This window comes from Pantoea sp. SGAir0183, from assembly GCF_043545505.1.
Genome location: NZ_CP028053.1, coordinates 2,952,684 through 2,970,368, shown reverse-complemented (window position 1 = coordinate 2,970,368; position 17,685 = coordinate 2,952,684). Strand labels below are relative to the sequence as shown.

Below are 17,685 nucleotides of genomic sequence, written 5' to 3'. Positions count from 1 at the left end.
GTGATCAAAATAAAAAGTTCTGGACGTCAGTAAAAAAATTTTATAAGGGCAATAACGGCCAGATAATGACGATTAGCGTGCCGGCCAGCGTCAGCAGGACGTTGGCAATAGCATAGGTGCCGGCATAGCCTAAAGCCGGAATATTGCTGCGCGCGGTATCACTGATAATTTCCATGGCTGGCGCGCAGGTGCGGGCACCCATAATCGCCCCAAACAGCAGTGCCCGGTTCATGCGCAGTATATAGGCACCAAACAGGTAGCAAATCACCACCGGCAGCAGGCTGACCAGCAGGCCGCACAACAGCATCAGCGCCCCGTTACTGGAAATACCGTGATCGATTCCACTGCCTGCACTCAGGCCAACCCCTGCCATAAACACCATCAGACCAAACTCTTTGACCATCGTCAGCGCACCCTGCGGAATATAGCCAAAGGTAGGATGGTTAGCCCGCAGGAAGCCCAGCATGATACCGGCAAATAACAGCCCGGCCGCGTTACCGATGCCAAAACTGAAGTTGCTGAACTGGAACGTGATCAGTCCTGTCATCAGGCCGATGATAAAAAAGGCGCAGAAAGCCAGTAAGTCGGTCATCTGGCTGTGAATAGCAATAAAGCCGATGCGATCCGCGACGCTTTTCACCCGGCGGGCTTCCCCGCTGACCTGCAACACATCGCCTTTGTTCAGCATAATATTGTCGTCGATAGGCATTTCTATCTGACTGCGAATGACGCGGTTTAAAAAGCAGCCGTGATCGGTCAGGTTAAGTTTGCTCAGCCGCTTGTTCACGGCATTGTGATTTTTCACCACAATCTCCTCGGTCACGATTCGCATGTCGAGCAAATCGCGATCAAAGACTTCTTTCCCGTTGCGGAAACTGGGATCCAGGCGCGCGTGCGCATCCGGGTAGCCCACCAGCGAAATGTCATCGCCCAGCTGGAGCACAGCATCGCCATCGGGGCTGGCGAGAATACCGTTGCGTCGGATACGTTCGATATAGCAGCCCGTCTGGCGATAGATGCCCAGCTCGCGCAGATTCTTACCGCCGCTCCATTCCACCAGCTCCGGGCCCACGCGATAGGCGCGGATAACGGGCAGAAAAACCTTACGCTGACTGTCGGCATCAAGACCGCGCTCACGCGCAATCTGTTGAGCACAGGTGGACAGATCCTGATGCTGCAGACGTGGCAGGTAACGTGCACCGAAAATCAGGCTGACCAGCCCCACCAGATAGGTAACCGCATAGCCCAGACTGAGTTGATCCTGCATGATGCCTAACTGCCTGGGGTCGCTAATGCTCTGACGCAGCGTATCGCCCGCGCCCACCAGGACTGGCGTCGACGTCATCGAACCCGCCAGAACACCGGCGGTGAGACCGATGTCCCAGCCGAAAAGCTTGCCAAAGCCCAGCGCCAGCAGCAGAGCACTGGCGACCATGACAATGGCCAGCATGAAATAATTTTTCCCGTCCCGAAAGAAAATAGAGAAAAAGTTAGGGCCGGCTTCAATGCCGACACAAAAAATAAACAGCATAAAGCCCAGGCTCAGGGCATCGGTATTCATCGAGAAGTGTTGCTGGCCTAATAATAACGAAACGACTAATACGCCAATGGAATTTCCGAGCTGGACGGAGCCAAAACGTAATTTTCCTAAGCAAAGTCCCAACGCCAGTACGAAAAATAATAACAAAATGTCATTACTTCTTAACAATTCTGCGATGTTAACATTCAACATTTTAACTTCTTGTTTACGTGTAACGTATTGAAGAGTGGTCTGTTTTTCGCTATCTTGTCCAGACCGTAAGCGTGCCGTTACGTCATCCATAATGACTGCGCGGATAACGCGGGTAATATTCTAATCAGAAAATACTTTCTCAGCCATTGGCGACTTTCATTCGTACACAAAACGACTGTTTATTTTTATTTCCACCAGGCTCATCAAGGTCAAAAGCGATGTTTTGGCGTGTTTTAAATGAGTGGGGAGTTATGCCGCAGCGTTATTATTTTTGGGCGACCTGTCTGTCAGGAGGTCTGCTTTATTGTCTGGTGTTTATTTTTGCCCAGGATTTTTGTGCCCTGGATAAACATGCGTTGCACAGTCAGCCTGCATTGTTGCTTTTTTTACTGCCGGGTGGATTGATGGCGTTTATGCAGCACTCGGCACCGCTGAAAAGTACGTTGATCATGGCCTCTGTTGGCACCTTGCTGGCGGCGCTGTTGCTGCACGGTATTTTCGCTGTGCCGGCACGCTGGGACTATATTATGGTCTGGAGCCTGAGCGGGATGTTCTGGGCAGGATGCGGCGCATTAATCGTCAGACTGATGAAGCTGATTGTGGCAATCAGACAGTAAGGCCGGAACGGCCTGCATCAGAGACCCGGCACTCTGCGAACGGTATCTGATGCAGGCAACGAAGAACTCACCCGTGAGGTCAGCGCGCTGACCGGGTGAGCGAAATCAGGCCACGAAGCCCAGATTCTCTTTCGTCCATGCGGCAAACTCGGTATAACCACCAATATGCTGCTCATCCAGGAAAATTTGCGGCACGGTGCTGACCGGTTTCCCCGCACTGGCCTCTAAATCCGCTTTAGTAATGCCTTCCGCCTGAATATCTACGTATTGATAGTTGAAATCATCACGCTCAGCTTGCAGTTTATCAGCCAGTTCTTTTGCGCGAACGCAGTACGGGCAGCCGGGACGACCAAAAATAACAGCAATCATCGAAAACTCCTTGCAAGGGACGTCGTGTGAGTGACACGGAATCACGTCAGAAAAGCCGCTTATGATGCCCGCTCGTTGCGCTTAAAGAAAGCAGGAATTACCTGTTAGTCTAATGCCCGTCCCCGATGAATCCGTCGCACGTCGGCAGAGCGGAACAATCCCGACACCTCTGATGTGCAAATTTGCGGATGTTAACCATAATTGGGGGGCGATTGGCCTTGAGGCAGGAGAAACGCATGCAAAACGTCGCTAAATTGCCGAAAGCACTGCTGGTGATGGAAGCGCTGGGTGGGTTACTGATTGCCAGTGCATTGCTGGTTGTGAATCACTGGTTCCCTGGCCTGCCGGGCCGCCTGGCTACACCCGGGCTGGCTACCGCGCTGTTTATCATCGGCATTCTGCTAATGTTGCCTGCCGCCTGGCTCCTGATGTGGCGCAGTGCGAAAGCGCTTGCGCCGCAGTTGTTCAACCTTTCCGACAAAAAAAGATAAATCAGCTGGAGACTTTATGACACCGACAATCGATTTACTGTGCAGCCACCGTTCAATTCGCGCGTTCACTGACCAGCCGGTAAGCGCTGAACAGCGCGAAGCGATTATTGCTGCGGCGCAATCGGCGTCCACGTCCAGCTTTTTGCAGTGCTCATCCATCATCCGTATCACCGATCCGGCCATGCGTGAGCAGCTGGTGACATTAACAGGCGGACAGACATGGGTAGGGGAAGCCGCTGAGTTTTGGGTATTTTGTGCTGACTTTAATCGTCATCTGCAAATTTGTCCTGATGCGCAGCTGGGCCGCGCAGAACAACTGCTGCTGGGCTGTGTCGATACGGCGCTGATGGCGCAAAATGCCATGGTTGCAGCAGAGTCGCTGGGGCTGGGCGGCGTTTTTATTGGTGGCATCCGTAACAGTATCGCTCAGGTAACAGAACTGCTGGGGCTGCCAAAATTTGTCCTGCCGCTGTTTGGTTTTTGTCTGGGCTATCCCGAATCGGTGCCGGATGTGAAGCCGCGTATTCCCCAGGCCATGTTAGTGCATGAAAATCGCTATCAACCAGTGGATCCGGCCGTGCTGGCTGATTACGATAACCGGACGGCGATCTATTACGAACAACGCGACAGCAACCAGCGCAGCGAAACCTGGAGTCAGTTGATTCAGCGCCTGATTATTAAAGAAACGCGCCCGTTTATGCTGGACTACCTGCATCAGCAGGGCTGGGCAACACGCTAATACAACCCAAGGATTTTAATTGATGAAAATGGCTATTCTGTCGCGCGATGGATCGCTCTATTCCTGCCGCCGTTTACGTGAAGTCGCCGAACAGCGTGGTCATTTTGTACAAATCATTGATCCTCTTTCCTGCTACATGAACATCAATTCTGCCTCGCCCGGTATCCATTACCGTGGCGAGTTGCTGGGTCACTTCGATGCCGTGATTCCCCGTATCGGTACCGGAATCACCTTCTATGGCACGGCGGTGCTGCGCCAGTTTGAGATGTGCGGCAGCTATCCACTCAATGAGTCCGCTGCGGTCACGCGTGCCCGGGACAAACTGCGTTCCCTGCAACTGCTCGCCCGTGATGGCATCGACATGCCGGTGACCGGATTCGCCTCGTCGCCCGATGATACACAGGACCTGATCGCCATGGTGGGCGGTGCGCCGCTGGTGGTAAAGCTCGTCGAGGGCACGCAGGGCATCGGCGTGGTTCTGGCGGAAACCCGCCAGGCGGCTGAAAGTGTCATCGATGCGTTTCGTGGACTGAATGCGCATATTTTGGTGCAGGAGTTTATTCAGGAAGCGCGCGGATGCGATGTACGCTGTCTGGTGATTGGCGACCGGGTCGTGGCGGCGATTGAGCGTCAGGCAAAAGAGGGCGATTTTCGTTCGAATTTGCACCGGGGCGGCAAAGCCCGCATCGTTGACATCAGTGAGCAGGAACGTCTGATGGCCGTTAAAGCGGCGGCGGTGTTGGGGCTGGATGTCGCGGGTGTAGATATTCTGCGTTCAAATCGCGGTCCACTGGTGATGGAAGTGAATGCCTCGCCCGGTCTGGAAGGTATTGAAACTACAAGTGGTCTTAACATTGCAGGTATGATGATCGATCATATTGAGCGGTACGCTGCCCCCGGGCACCGTCCTAAAACCGCAGGTTGACCCGCGCTTTTCAGTGGTTTTCGTGGAAACTCACCACATTTTTCCGTAAGCTAAGTCGCTTATTTATCACCCCATGGGATTTTACAATGGATTCTCTTGTCGTTCCGGATATCGACCTGCTGCGTCGTTGGCTGGATCAGCAAAATATCACTTGGTTTGAATGTGATGCTTGTCAGGCGCTGCATTTGCCGCATATGCAAAACTTCGACGGGGTGTTTGACGCTAAAATCGACCTGGTAGACAACGTCATTCTGTTTTCAGCACTGGCGGAAGTGAAGCCGACGGCGTTAATTCCGCTGGTGGGTGACCTGTCGCAAATTAACGCCAGTTCGTTAACGGTGAAAGCGTTTATCGATATTCAGGATGACAATCTGCCGAAGCTGATTGTGTGCCAGTCGATGATGATCACAGCCGGATTAACCTTCGGCCAGTTTTCGCATTTCATGAAGCAGAGCGAAGAAGAAATTTCCATGGTCATCATGGAAGCCTTCGCCAACAACCTGCTGATGATGGGTGAAGATGAAGAGCATGTTGCCACCAGCAGCATGCATTCCGTTCTTCACTGATCCTCACCGCCGTGATTAAGCCGTCTGCCAGGACGGCTTTTTTATGCCTGTCACGCTGCCTGTCCCTGGCACAGGCTTTCCTGCCGCACGCGTCATGCAATCGTTTTTTTCCTTCAGCGTCAAATATTCTCAATGTTATCAATTGTGAAGGAGGTAGATTATTTTGTAACCGTAATGTTTTATTCTGCATTAAGCCCTTAATTGCCAGATTTATGACGTTCTTTATGCCGTAAAAGCCGAACCTCATAGCTTAAACATGCATAAAATATTACGTTCAGGCGTTTTTTACGCTGAGGTATGGTTAACCCCGAACGGGGCGGCTATGCTTGCGGTGCGGCACTAACCGCAGGAATACCGTGCTGGTATAGGTTTTTACTATTAAACGTCCACTGAATAATGATTCATTGTGTCACTGATTTTTAAATCATAAAAACGCAATGTCGGATCACTGATGTGCAGCGTTGTTATAACCCGCTCAGGAGGATTAAAAACATGTTCAACCAACGTAAAAAATGGTTGTCAGGTGTGGTTGCTGGGGTGCTGATGGCTGCTTCAGCCAGTACCATGGCGGAAGATAAAACGCTGCACGTTTATAACTGGTCGGATTATATTTCGCCCGATACCGTGCCGAACTTTGAAAAGCAGACCGGTATTAAAGTGGTTTATGACGTGTTTGATTCCAACGAAGTGCTGGAAGGCAAACTGATGGCCGGCAGCACCGGCTACGATGTGGTGGTGCCTTCGTCCAGCTTCCTGGCGCGTCAGCTGCAGTCTGGCGTGTTCCAGCCGCTGGATAAAAGCAAACTGCCCAACTATAAAAATCTTGATCCGGCGTTGATGGAGAAGGTTGCCCAGCACGATCCGGGTAATAAATATGCCATTCCGTATTTGTGGGGCACCACTGGCATTGGCTACAACGTTGAAAAAGTCAAAGCCGCACTGGGTGCGGATGCGCCGGTCAACAGCTGGGATCTGGTGCTGAAACCTGAGAACCTGGAAAAACTGAAAAGCTGTGGCGTCTCGTTCCTGGATGCACCTGAAGAAATTTTCGCGACCGTGCTGAACTACCTCGGCAAAGATCCGAACAGCAGCGATCCTAAGGATTATTCCGGTGCCGCGACCGATCTGCTGCTGAAGCTGCGTCCAAATATTCGTTACTTCCACTCGTCGCAATACATTAACGATCTGGCCAACGGCAACATCTGTGTGGCGATCGGCTGGTCCGGCGATATTCTTCAGGCAAAAAATCGCGCAGAAAAAGCGAAGAACGGCGTTAATATCGGCTACAGCGTACCGAAAGAGGGCGCACTGGCGTTCTTTGATATGATGGCGATTCCTAAAGATGCCAAAGATGTGGACGCGGCTTACACCTGGCTGAACTACATCATGGATCCGAAAGTCATCGCTGACGTGTCCAACAAAATGAATTATGCCAACGGCAATAAAGCGTCTCTGCCGCTGATTAATGCCGATATCCGCAACAATCCGGGCATTTACCCTACGCCGGATGCCATGGCCAAATTGTTTGTACTGAAGGTACAGGATCCTAAACTGGATCGTGTGCGCACGCGTGCATGGACTAAGGTTAAAAGCGGTAAGTAACGAAACGGCATGTCCTGCTACAGCAACAGAGGCGCAGTCCCGGCCTCTGTTGTGCCATTTTTAGCGGCACTGTTTGCCGCGTTGTTCCGCCTGGCTCCGGAGAGATATGAGTGAACGATGCCATCCCACGCCCGCAGACTAAAACGGCAAAAGCGTTAACGCCGTTACTGGAAATTCGTAATCTGACAAAATCCTTTGACGGCCAGCATGCCGTGGACGATGTCAGCCTGACTATTTATAAAGGCGAAATTTTTGCCCTGCTCGGCGCATCCGGCTGTGGTAAATCGACCTTACTCCGCATGCTGGCAGGCTTTGAACAGCCCACCAGCGGGCAGATTGTGCTGGATGGACACGATCTGTCGCATGTCGCGCCCTATCAGCGTCCCATTAATATGATGTTTCAGAGTTACGCGCTGTTTCCCCACATGACGGTGGAGCAGAACATTGCGTTCGGGCTGAAACAGGACAAGCTGGCTAAAGGCGAAATTACCAGCCGTGTCGAAGAAATGTTATCGCTGGTACATATGCAGGAGTTTGCTAAGCGCAAACCCCATCAACTTTCGGGCGGCCAGCGTCAGCGCGTGGCGCTGGCGCGCAGCCTGGCAAAACGGCCAAAACTGCTGCTGCTGGATGAGCCAATGGGCGCGCTCGATAAAAAGCTGCGCGATCGGATGCAGCTGGAAGTGGTGGATATCCTGGAACGGGTGGGGGCAACCTGCGTGATGGTGACGCATGATCAGGAAGAAGCCATGACGATGGCGGGGCGCATCGCTATCATGAACCGGGGCAAATTTGTGCAGATCGGCGAGCCGGAGGAGATTTATGAGCATCCGACCAGCCGCTACAGCGCGGAATTTATCGGTTCGGTCAATGTGTTTGAAGGTCTGCTGCGTGAGCGTCAGGCAGATGGCCTGGTGATTGACAGCCCGGGCCTGAAACATCCGCTTAAAGTCGATTCGGACGTGTCGGTGGTCGATAACGTGCCGGTACATGTTGCGCTGCGCCCGGAAAAAGTGATGCTGTGCGAAACGGTGCCGGCGGATGGCTGTAACTTTGCCGTCGGTGAAGTGGTCCATATTGCCTACCTGGGCGATCTGTCCATTTATCACGTGCGCCTGCACAGCGGTCAGATGCTGAGCGCCCAGTTGCAAAATGAACATCGCTACCGCAAAGGGCTACCGACATGGGGCGATGAAGTTCGCCTGTGCTGGGACAGCGACAGCTGCGTGGTGTTGACGGTTTAAGGAGGCGGGATGAGCCAGATTTTTCAACGCACTAAAGCCCCTGCCAAACTGCTGGGCACGCCGCTGCAGCGCTGGGCAACGCGCGTCAAAATGCAGCACGGGCGCAAGCTGGTCATTGCCTTACCTTACATATGGCTGACGCTGTTCTTTCTGCTGCCTTTCCTGATCGTGCTTAAGATCAGTTTTGCCGACATTGCGCGCGCCATTCCGCCCTATACCGAACTGGTTAACTGGGCTGACGATCAGCTGAGCCTGGTGCTCAATCTGGGCAACTACGTCACGCTCAGCGACGATCCGCTCTACATTGACGCCTATCTGCAGTCATTAAAAGTGGCCGCTATCTCGACGGTGATTTGCCTGCTGATAGGTTATCCGCTGGCGTGGGCGGTCGCGCACAGTAAGCCTTCAATGCGATCCATCCTGCTGCTGCTGGTGATTCTGCCCTCATGGACATCGTTTCTGGTGCGGGTTTATGCGTGGATGGGGCTGCTGAACAATAACGGTATTCTTAATCGTTTCCTGCTGTGGCTGGGGGTGATCGATCATCCGCTGATCATCCTGTATACCAACACGGCGGTGTACATTGGCATCGTCTACTGCTATCTGCCGTTTATGGTGCTGCCGATCTATACCGCGCTGACGCGCATTGATTATTCGCTGGTGGAAGCCTCGCTGGACCTGGGCGCGCGTCCGCTGAAAACCTTCTTTAGCGTGATTGTGCCGCTGACCAAAGGCGGCATCATTGCCGGATCCATGCTGGTGTTTATTCCGGCGGTCGGCGAGTACGTGATCCCTGAGCTGCTGGGCGGCCCGGACAGTATCATGATTGGCCGCATTCTGTGGCAGGAGTTCTTTAACAACCGTGACTGGCCGGTGGCGTCGGCACTGGCGGTGATCATCTTACTGATTTTGATTTTGCCGATTATCTGGTTCCACAAACACCAAAACCGCGAAATGGGAGAGAAGGGATGAACAATCTGCCAACGATCCGCTCTCCCTGGCGCACAGTCATCCTGGCCTGCTGCTTTTTATTTCTCTACGCGCCGATGCTGCTGCTGGTGGTTTACTCCTTCAACAGCTCGCAGCTGGTGACGGTGTGGGAAGGTTTCTCCTTCCACTGGTATAAGGTGTTGTTCCAGGACGATGCCATGATCGATGCGGTGGTGCTGAGCCTGACCATCGCCGCGCTTTCCGCCACCATGGCGGTGGTGCTGGGCACCATGGCGGCGGTAATTATCGTGCGCTTTGGGCGTTTTCGTGGGCATAACGGCTTTGCCTTTATGCTGACTGCACCGCTGGTAATGCCGGATGTGATTACCGGTCTGTCGCTGTTACTGCTCTTTGTGGGGCTGGGTAATGCGCTGGGCTGGCCAAGCGAACGCGGCACGCTGACCATCTGGCTGGCGCACGTGACCTTCTGTACAGCCTACGTGGCGGTGGTGATTAACTCGCGCCTGCGTGAGCTGGACCGTTCCATTGAAGAGGCGGCGATGGATCTGGGCGCAACGCCGTTGAAGGTGTTTTTCGTGATTACGGTGCCGATGATTGCACCCGCTATCGTCACCGGCTGGCTGCTGGCCTTTACCTTATCGCTGGACGATCTGGTGATTGCCAGCTTTGTCACCGGGCCGGGCGCGACAACGTTGCCGATGGCGATTTTTGCCACGGTGCGTCGTGGGGTCAATCCGGAGATTAACGCCCTGGCGTCACTCATCCTGTTTGTCGTGGGCATTGTCGGTTTTATCGCCTGGCGCGTGATGGCGCATGAAGAAAAACAGCGTTTAAGCGATATTCAGAAAGCTAAACGTGGCTGAAATGCCTGACGTTTGCCAATATAGATAAAGGCTGGTTTATCCAGCCTTTTTATCGCGTGGCGGAGTCGAGGACATGTCGGAAACCCTGAAGCACAGTTCTGTTTTACCGGATGCGCCGGTGCCCGTTACGGTGGCCGGCATCGCCATTATTGCCACGCGCTGCCTCAGCGTGCTGATGCTGGTGAACGCGCTGGGCTATACCGAAATCATCAACTTTCTCCATCGCAGTGCGCAGTCCTGGGATTCCACGTTGATTTTCATTGCCAGTCAGATCATTTTTTTATTTGAGCTGCGCTGTGCCTTTACCCTGATGCGCGGGAGCAATCGCGGGCGCTGGGGATTTGTCGTGGTGCAGATTGTGGTGTTGTGCTACATGCTGATGGCCTCCACGGGCGGGATCTATCCGGAAATTTTCAGTATTGACGGCGAAAGTAATCTGCAGATCATTCACCACACCTTGCAGCAAAAACTGCCCGACCTGGCGGTATTCCTGCTGTTGTTTCTGCCCGCCAGTAGCCGCGCATTTTTTCGTAAGCGGTGATACAATCGCGCTCCGCTCACCCTCCCGACAGGCAATACAGGCTTTACCATGCAATGCGCGCTCTATGACGCTAACCGCTGCCGCTCATGCCAGTGGCTCGAAAAACCCTATTCACAGCAGCTTGATGAAAAACAGTCTCTGCTGGCCCAACTGCTGGCTGATGTTCCGGTTGCAACCTGGCTGCCGCCGGTCGTCTCGGCCCAGGAAGGGTTTCGTAATAAAGCGAAGATGGTGGTCAGTGGAAGTGTAGAGCGGCCTGTTTTTGGCATCGTGCAGCGCAACGGCGAGGCCGTCGATCTGTCGGACTGTCCGCTTTACCCTGACCGTTTTTCACCAGTGCTGGCAACCTTAAAACCGTTTATCGCGCGCGCGGGGTTAACGCCGTACAACATTGAACGCCAGCGCGGTGAGCTGAAGTATCTGCTGCTGACGGAAAGCACGCAGGGCGGCATGATGCTGCGCTTTGTTCTGCGCTCGCACACGAAGCTGGCACAACTGCGAGCTGCGCTGCCCTGGCTTCAGCAACAGCTGCCGCAACTGACGGTGATCTCCGCCAATATCCAGCCGGTTCATATGGCCATTCTGGAAGGGGAGGAGGAGATTCCGTTAACGCCGACCCAGTCGCTGGCAGAAACGTTCAATGGGGTGCCGTTGTGGATCCGCCCTCAGAGTTTTTTCCAGACCAATCCTCAGGTCGCCAGTGCACTGTATGCCACGGCGCGCGACTGGGTCCGTGCGCTCCCGGTAACCAGCATGTGGGATCTGTTCTGCGGGGTGGGCGGATTTGGCCTGCATTGCGCCTCGCCGGCCCTGCAGCTTACCGGGATTGAAATCAGCGCCGAAGCGATTCGCTGTGCAGAACGCTCTGCCGCTATGCTGGGCCTGGATAATGTCAGTTTTGCCGCGCTGGATTCCACCGCGTTTGCATTGGGACGCGAAGCGGTGCCGCAGCTGGTGCTGGTCAATCCACCGCGTCGGGGGATTGGCCGTGAGTTGTGTGAGTATCTCCGTGCGATGGCACCGGATTATGTACTTTATTCAAGTTGTAATGCACAGACCATGGCGCAGGATATCGCCCGGCTCAGTGACTACAGGGTAACGCAGGTCCAGCTGTTTGATATGTTCCCGCACACCGCGCATTATGAGGTGCTGACGCTGTTGACGCATCAACGTCAGGGCGGGCCAGCCAGATAAGCTGCTGAACTGAGGACAGTGCAGAACCGGTCAGCAGAGTACGCGGCTGGCCCATAAACCTTATTCAGGAAACCATTGCTGGTTGATTTTCTGCCAGGTGCCGTTGGCTTTAAGTGCCGCCAGTGCCTGATTAAGTTTCTCACGCAGGCCGTCGTTACCTTTGCGTACCGCAATGCCTAAGCCGGTCCCAAAATAATCGGCGTCCGTCACATGCTCACCCACACTGGCCAGATCGCTGTTGGTTTTTAACCACTGATTGACCACCGCGCTGTCGCCAAACACGCCGTCAAGACGGCCGCTTTTCATATCCAGAATGGCATTCTGATAGCTGTCATAAGCCACCACCTTGATGTCCGGATGTTTGTCCTGTAGGTATTTCTGGTGCGTGGTGCCGTTTTCGACGCCTACGCGTTTACCGTTCAGGTCACTTATCGCGCTGAATTTGCCTTTCGGGGCAATCACAATCGCCGAGTTGGCATAATAAGGCTGGGTGAAATCGACCTGTTTGCTGCGCTCGGCCGTGATGTCCATGCCGGCAATGACGGCATCATATCGGCGAAACTTCAGCGAGGGGATCAGGCTGTCAAATGCCGTATTGGTAAACGAGCATTCCGCTTTCATCTGCTGGCAAAGGGCCTTTGCCAGATCAATATCAAAGCCGACAATCTGGTTGTCGCTGTTCAGCGATTCAAAAGGGGGATAGGTAGCAGAGGTGGCGAAACGAATTTTCTCAGCGGCCTGCGCGCTTACCGCCAGGCTTACCAGTACTGCAGCAATCATCCATTTTTTCATTACAGGCTCCCTGGCCATCAGTCACATAACATACAGCGGAGTAAGATGCCAGATAATGAATTTTTATGCAATAAATGTGACTGGAAATTACTCAGGCAGGTTTCCCTGCCTGAAGATTAGTCGCGACGCTCAAAGGCCAGAGCGCGTTTTTCGATCAGGCGCATCAGAAGGGTAAGCAGGCCGTTAACGCACAGGTAAATCAGTCCCGCAGCCGCATAAACCGTGACATCGTAGGTCCGGCCATACAGTAACTGACCGTGTCCCATGACTTCCATCAGCGTAATCGTAAACGCCAGCGAGGTGCCCTTAAAGACCAACACGACTTCATTGGAGTAAGAGGAGAGTGCACGCTTAAATGCATAAGGCAGCAAAATGCGCAGGCTTTGTCTGGGCGTCATGCCCAGCGCCTCGCAGGACTGCCACTGACCGGCAGGTATCGCCCGCACCGCACCGTAAAACAGCTGCGTGGTATAGGCAGCACTGTTCAGCGACAACGCCAGCATGGCACACAACCAGGGTTGTGACAGCAGATGCCACAGCCACGGCAGTTTTTGCAGGCTGGGAAACTGACCGGGCCCGTAGTAGATCAGGAAAATCTGCACCAGCAGCGGGGTGCCGGTAAACAGGGTGATAAATCCTTTAATCAGGGGCGAAAACAGCGGTGTTTTCAGGGTCAGTGCGATGGTAAACATCAGCGACAGACACAGCGCGACCACCAGCGATGCCGCAGTCAGTGTCAGGCTGGTATGAAGCCCTTTCAACAGTTCGGGTAAATATTGCAGCATCAGCTGTTCCCCCGTTCAAAACGGGTCGTACGGTGTTCAATACGACGCAGCACTGCCTGGCTAAACAGCGTAATCACCAGGTAAATGGCCGCCGCAATCAGGAACCAGGTAAAGGGTTCCTGCGTACGCGTAGCGATGCTTTTGGTTTGCAACATCAGGTCGTTAACGCTGATAAGCGACACCAGCGCAGTGTCCTTCAGCAAGACCAGCCACTGGTTACCCAGACCGGGCAGCGCATGACGCCACATCTGCGGCATGATGAGGCGGAAAAAGATCGCCGACCTCCTCATGCCCAGCGCCTGGCCCGATTCCCATTGACCGACCGGCACGGCTTTTAACGCACCGCGCAGCGTTTGTGACGCATAGGCGGCGTAAAGCATAGCCAGTGCAATCACGCCACACAGGAACGGGCTGACATCAAAATTTTCGATCTGCATCTTAACCGGTACGCTGAACAGACCGAAATGTAGCGTAAAACCGTCAGACAGCGTCAGGAGCAGTTGCGAGGCACCAAAGTAGATAAACAGCACCACCAGAATCTCTGGCAGGCCGCGAATCAGGGTGACCAGTGCGGTGCCTGCCCAGGCGAGCGGACGCAGCCGCATTGACTCCCAGCCAGCAAAAATCATCGCCAGCACAAGGCCAGCGATGAGGGCACAAACAGCAAGGCCGACGGTCATGCCGGCGGCGCTTGCAAGCGGAATTATTTCATTCATCAGAAATTACTGCTGAAACCATTTGTTGTAGATGGTTTTGTAAGTGCCATTGGCCTTGATTTTATCAAGCGCGGTGTTGAACTTGCCTTGCAGCTCGGTATTGCCCTGACGAACGGCGATGCCCAGGCCGGTGCCAAAATAGGCTTTATCCGTGACTTTCTCACCCACCGGGGCCAGATTCGCGTTTTGTTTCAGCCACTCGTTCACCACGGCGCTGTCGCCAAAGACCGCATCAATACGGCCATTTTTCAGGTCAAGCACGGCATTCTGATAGCTGTCATAAGGGACAACGGTGATGTCACTGTGTTTGTCGGCCAGGTATTTCTGATGTGTGGTGCCGTTTTGCACGCCTACACGTTTACCTTTCAGCGCGTCAACACTGGCCACTTTGCCTTTCTGCGCCACGAAAATCGCGGAGTTATCGTAGTAAGGCTTGCTGAACAGCACCTGCTTTTCGCGCTCAGGCGTAATGTCCATACCGGCCATAACGGCATCGAAACGGCGGAATTTCAGGCTTGGGATCAGGCTGTCAAAAGACTGGTTGGTAAAGGTACAGGTTGCATCCATCTCTTTACACAGCGCATTCGCCAGATCGACGTCGAAGCCCTGAATTTTGTTGTTGGCATCGACAAATTCAAACGGAGGATAGGAGGCCTCGGTGGCAATACGAATAGTTTCAGCGGCGGAGGCGCTTAAACTCAATCCGGCAAGCAGTGCAGCAAGTACGACTTTTTTCATTTTTAGCATCCTGACTTAGTGCGAAAGATAATGTGCAAACGCCTCGGTTTGCGGCTGTGTAAAGCGGCTGGCATCACCCTGTTCCACGATATGCCCGTTTTCCATATAAACCACACGGCTGGCCGTTTTACGGGCCACGTCCACTTCGTGCGTCACGATAACCTGTGTAATCTGCGTCTGAGCCAGTTCGCGGATAATACTGACGATCTGGGCGGTGATTTCAGGGTCGAGCGCGGCAGTGGGTTCATCAAATAACAGCACCTGCGGCTCCATCATCAGCGCACGGGCAATGGCTACGCGTTGCTGTTGCCCGCCAGAAAGGTGCAGGGGGAAACGGTCGCTATAGCTGGTCAGGCGCAGACGATCGAGGAGCTTGTCGGCTCTGGCCCGTGCGTCGGCCTTGCTCAGGCCTAGTACACGGCAGGGGGCTTCCATCAGGTTTTGCAGCACCGTCAGGTGCGGCCAGAGATTATATTGCTGGAAGACCATCCCGACATTTTGACGAAGCTCGCGTATCGCGGCCTCTGAAGGGGTTTTGCTGAAGTCGAAATCATTACCTGCAATGTGCAACTGGCCTGAGCGTGGGCGCTCAAGCAGATTCAGCACGCGCAACAGCGAACTTTTTCCTGCGCCGCTTGGGCCAAGCAGCACCAGCGTTTCGCCCTGCGGACATTCCAGGTTAATGTCAAACAGCGCCTGGTGAGCACCGTAGAAACAATTAATCGCGTTTAGTTGAATACTCATGCGCCAATTTTGAATAGCTATTAGTTTTGCGGATTTTAACGTCACCAAAATAGTTATGCAATTAAGGTGGCTTAAAATTTACGAATAAGCGGTAAACACACAAAAGATTAGCACAAGATATCGCGAGACAAGGCGGTGAGAAGACGGGGAACCGGAGGTGGCACGGGATAAAAACGCACGGCCTGGCCGCCGGCGTTTTTATCTGCTGATGTCAAAAAGCGTTTATTTCTTTGTTTTTTCAAGCAGCTGGCTAAGCGATCCTCCGCCAGGATGCGGGACATCTGCCACATAGCGGACATCATCGACGACCCAGCAACTGCCCTGATGAATCATCAGCACTTCGTCCTGCCACTGTTTGTCACCGCGGCTCATTTTCACGCGCAGGGGAATGTTACGGGCATCCCGGTTAGGAATCGTGGAAGCATCGGCAACGTCAACCCCGGTTGGCCCCTGAGCCAGGCTGGAGAAGAGATCGCCGTTGCGCCACGTCGCCGCATCCGGACGTTGGCTGGCTTGCAGCAGCGCCTGATAAAGCCCATCGCTCAGGTAAGGGCGATACTGTGCCAGCGTCGCGGTATCAGGCAGGCCGGATGAAGGATGCTCAATACGCATGTCGTAAAAACGCTGGGCGACGGTGTCCGGGCCACCTTCCACGCAGGGGGCCATGCGCGGGCCATTATCCTTAATTACCGGCTCGACCGTCGTACAGGCACTCAGCAGCAGCGCAGCCGGGAGCAAAAGCGCAAAACCTTTGTTTCTCATCTCGATTTCCTTATTGTTCTCTGGCAAGGTGCTTTTTTAACATAGAGTATAGCCCTGCTTTTAGGTGAAAGAGCCTTTGACCCGTTTCGGTAACAGGAGAGTACGATGAAATTGTCAACAACCCCGACGCTGGAAGGACACAGCATCACGGAATACTGCGGCGTAGTCACCGGTGAAGCGATTCTGGGGGCCAATATATTCCGCGATTTTTTCGCCGGGATTCGCGATATTGTGGGCGGCCGCTCGGGCGCTTATGAGAAAGAACTGCGTAAAGCGCGCGAGATCGCGTTTAAAGAGCTGGAAGAGCAGGCCAGAGCGCTAGGGGCGAACGCGGTGGTGGGCATTGATATTGACTATGAAACCGTAGGGAAAGACAGCAGCATGCTGATGGTTAGCGTCAGCGGCACGGCGGTTGTTATTCGTTGAAACGCCTCCTGTGCTGTCTGATGGCGCTGCTGCTGGCGGGCTGCCACTCAGGCATTGAATCACGATCGGGCTACTGGGTTGATTTGCGCCATCCCGCACAGGGGGCGCGTCCGCGCGTGAAGGTGGTAGTGATTCACTATACCGCTGAGGATTTCTCCTCCTCGCTGGCTACGCTGACTGACCGTGACGTCAGCGTGCATTATCTTATTCCTCGCCAGCCACCGCAGCGCAACGGTAAAGGCATTATCTGGCAACTGGTACCGGAGCAGGATTTGGCCTGGCATGCCGGCGCCAGCTTCTGGCGCGGCGCAACCCGTATTAACGACACCTCGGTGGGCATCGAACTGGTGAACAACGGCTATCGCCGGACGCCGGCCGGAGTGACGTGGCAACCGTTTCCTCCTGCGCAGATTCGCACCCTGGCGGCGCTGGTACGGGATATAACGCAGCGCTATGGCATCGCACCGGAAAATATTGTGGGCCACAGCGATATCGCGCCGCAGCGTAAGCAGGATCCCGGCCCGCTGTTTCCCTGGCAGCAACTGGCCGCTGAGGGCATTGGCGCGTGGCCCGATCCACAACGCGTGGCGTTTTATCTGGCCGGACGCGATCGTTACGCCGCTGTGCCAGCCGTAACCCTGCTGGAGTGCTTGCAGCGTTATGGTTATCAGGTAACGGAAGGAATGAGCGCGGACGCGCAACAGAAACTGATTGCCGCCTTTCAGATGCATTTTCGTTCTGCAAATATTCAGGGCTTCGCGGATGCCGAAACCCTGGCGATAGCGCAGGCCCTGCTGGAGAAATACGGCACAGCGCAATAATCCCTCGATCACGGCGCTGTGGCGAGGTCAGCGGCCTGCGTAAGGCGAGGCGGGCAGGTTCACCGCA

At 54.1% G+C, this 17,685-nt stretch carries 21 protein-coding genes; 13 read left to right on the top strand and 8 right to left on the bottom strand.

Translation table 11 applies throughout. The features are described from left to right. Nucleotides 1–40 precede the first annotated feature (40 nt). Nucleotides 41–1,729, bottom strand: a complete 1,689-nt coding sequence (locus C1N59_RS13800; RefSeq protein ID WP_033737775.1) for an aspartate:alanine antiporter — start codon at nucleotides 1,727–1,729, stop codon at nucleotides 41–43. A gap of 254 nt (nucleotides 1,730–1,983) precedes the next feature. On the opposite strand from C1N59_RS13800, the gene ybjM reads away from it, so the two are divergent. After that, entirely contained in the window at nucleotides 1,984–2,349 is a 366-nt protein-coding gene (ybjM, locus tag C1N59_RS13795) for an inner membrane protein YbjM (protein WP_033737668.1), read from the top strand. Between the two features lie 105 nt (nucleotides 2,350–2,454). Here ybjM and C1N59_RS13790 read toward each other — a convergent pair whose 3' ends face one another. Next, complete coding sequence (locus C1N59_RS13790) at nucleotides 2,455–2,718, bottom strand: GrxA family glutaredoxin (protein ID WP_033737667.1); 264 nt, start codon at nucleotides 2,716–2,718, stop codon at nucleotides 2,455–2,457. Between the two features lie 236 nt (nucleotides 2,719–2,954). Here C1N59_RS13790 and C1N59_RS13785 point away from each other — a divergent pair, with 236 nt between their 5' ends. The 10 genes from C1N59_RS13785 to rlmC all read left to right on the top strand — a co-directional run bounded on the left by C1N59_RS13785 (nucleotide 2,955) and on the right by rlmC (nucleotide 11,834). Continuing rightward, on the top strand, nucleotides 2,955–3,209 hold the full coding sequence (locus C1N59_RS13785) for a DUF1418 family protein (RefSeq protein WP_054687954.1): 255 nt from the start codon (nucleotides 2,955–2,957) through the stop codon (nucleotides 3,207–3,209). 16 nt (nucleotides 3,210–3,225) lie between these two features. Beyond that, on the top strand, nucleotides 3,226–3,948 hold the full coding sequence (nfsA, locus tag C1N59_RS13780) for an oxygen-insensitive NADPH nitroreductase (protein WP_054687953.1): 723 nt from the start codon (nucleotides 3,226–3,228) through the stop codon (nucleotides 3,946–3,948). 22 nt (nucleotides 3,949–3,970) lie between these two features. Further along, nucleotides 3,971–4,873, top strand: coding sequence for a 30S ribosomal protein S6--L-glutamate ligase (rimK, locus tag C1N59_RS13775; RefSeq protein ID WP_054687952.1), 903 nt, complete (start codon nucleotides 3,971–3,973; stop codon nucleotides 4,871–4,873). An 86-nt stretch (nucleotides 4,874–4,959) separates the two neighbouring features. Further along, nucleotides 4,960–5,439 carry a type III secretion system chaperone family protein gene (locus tag C1N59_RS13770; protein WP_033737663.1) on the top strand — a complete coding sequence of 160 codons (480 nt, stop codon included), beginning with the start codon at nucleotides 4,960–4,962 and terminating at the stop codon, nucleotides 5,437–5,439. Nucleotides 5,440–5,931: 492 nt separating this feature from the next. Beyond that, nucleotides 5,932–7,041 carry a spermidine/putrescine ABC transporter substrate-binding protein PotF gene (gene potF, locus C1N59_RS13765; RefSeq protein ID WP_033737662.1) on the top strand — a complete coding sequence of 370 codons (1,110 nt, stop codon included), beginning with the start codon at nucleotides 5,932–5,934 and terminating at the stop codon, nucleotides 7,039–7,041. 110 nt (nucleotides 7,042–7,151) lie between these two features. Further along, nucleotides 7,152–8,285 carry a putrescine ABC transporter ATP-binding subunit PotG gene (gene potG / locus C1N59_RS13760; RefSeq protein ID WP_033737661.1) on the top strand — a complete coding sequence of 378 codons (1,134 nt, stop codon included), beginning with the start codon at nucleotides 7,152–7,154 and terminating at the stop codon, nucleotides 8,283–8,285. A gap of 9 nt (nucleotides 8,286–8,294) precedes the next feature. Further along, nucleotides 8,295–9,257, top strand: a complete 963-nt coding sequence (gene potH, locus C1N59_RS13755; RefSeq protein WP_039341374.1) for a putrescine ABC transporter permease PotH — start codon at nucleotides 8,295–8,297, stop codon at nucleotides 9,255–9,257. Continuing rightward, the gene (gene potI / locus C1N59_RS13750; RefSeq protein ID WP_375096527.1) at nucleotides 9,254–10,099 is read left to right on the top strand and encodes a putrescine ABC transporter permease PotI; all 846 of its coding nucleotides are present in this window, start codon (nucleotides 9,254–9,256) and stop codon (nucleotides 10,097–10,099) included. The genes potH and potI overlap by 4 nt, the downstream gene beginning before the upstream one ends. A gap of 73 nt (nucleotides 10,100–10,172) precedes the next feature. Then, entirely contained in the window at nucleotides 10,173–10,640 is a 468-nt protein-coding gene (locus tag C1N59_RS13745) for a YbjO family protein (protein WP_033737659.1), read from the top strand. 48 nt (nucleotides 10,641–10,688) lie between these two features. Beyond that, complete coding sequence (rlmC, locus tag C1N59_RS13740; protein WP_394549734.1) at nucleotides 10,689–11,834, top strand: 23S rRNA (uracil(747)-C(5))-methyltransferase RlmC; 1,146 nt, start codon at nucleotides 10,689–10,691, stop codon at nucleotides 11,832–11,834. 60 nt (nucleotides 11,835–11,894) lie between these two features. On the opposite strand, the gene C1N59_RS13735 is transcribed toward rlmC, so the two are convergent. The 6 genes from C1N59_RS13735 to C1N59_RS13710 form a co-directional block, all read right to left on the bottom strand. After that, nucleotides 11,895–12,626: an arginine ABC transporter substrate-binding protein gene (locus C1N59_RS13735; protein WP_033737657.1), complete on the bottom strand. Its 732-nt coding sequence runs from the start codon at nucleotides 12,624–12,626 to the stop codon at nucleotides 11,895–11,897. Between the two features lie 116 nt (nucleotides 12,627–12,742). Further along, entirely contained in the window at nucleotides 12,743–13,411 is a 669-nt protein-coding gene (artM, locus tag C1N59_RS13730) for an arginine ABC transporter permease ArtM (RefSeq protein WP_058707612.1), read from the bottom strand. Further along, on the bottom strand, nucleotides 13,411–14,127 hold the full coding sequence (gene artQ / locus C1N59_RS13725; protein WP_033737656.1) for an arginine ABC transporter permease ArtQ: 717 nt from the start codon (nucleotides 14,125–14,127) through the stop codon (nucleotides 13,411–13,413). The genes artM and artQ overlap by 1 nt, the downstream gene beginning before the upstream one ends. A gap of 6 nt (nucleotides 14,128–14,133) precedes the next feature. Then, nucleotides 14,134–14,865 carry an arginine ABC transporter substrate-binding protein gene (artJ, locus tag C1N59_RS13720; protein ID WP_033737655.1) on the bottom strand — a complete coding sequence of 244 codons (732 nt, stop codon included), beginning with the start codon at nucleotides 14,863–14,865 and terminating at the stop codon, nucleotides 14,134–14,136. A 15-nt stretch (nucleotides 14,866–14,880) separates the two neighbouring features. After that, a complete protein-coding gene (gene artP / locus C1N59_RS13715; protein WP_110267732.1) occupies nucleotides 14,881–15,609 on the bottom strand; it encodes an arginine ABC transporter ATP-binding protein ArtP in 729 nt (242 codons plus the stop codon). Nucleotides 15,610–15,831: 222 nt separating this feature from the next. Then, a complete protein-coding gene (locus C1N59_RS13710) occupies nucleotides 15,832–16,371 on the bottom strand; it encodes a lipoprotein (RefSeq protein ID WP_058701036.1) in 540 nt (179 codons plus the stop codon). A gap of 105 nt (nucleotides 16,372–16,476) precedes the next feature. Here C1N59_RS13710 and C1N59_RS13705 point away from each other — a divergent pair, with 105 nt between their 5' ends. Beyond that, nucleotides 16,477–16,797, top strand: a complete 321-nt coding sequence (locus C1N59_RS13705) for a heavy metal-binding domain-containing protein (RefSeq protein ID WP_039341355.1) — start codon at nucleotides 16,477–16,479, stop codon at nucleotides 16,795–16,797. A 20-nt stretch (nucleotides 16,798–16,817) separates the two neighbouring features. After that, nucleotides 16,818–17,618: an N-acetylmuramoyl-L-alanine amidase gene (locus C1N59_RS13700; RefSeq protein ID WP_193751009.1), complete on the top strand. Its 801-nt coding sequence runs from the start codon at nucleotides 16,818–16,820 to the stop codon at nucleotides 17,616–17,618. The last annotated feature ends 67 nt before the right edge of the window (nucleotides 17,619–17,685 follow it).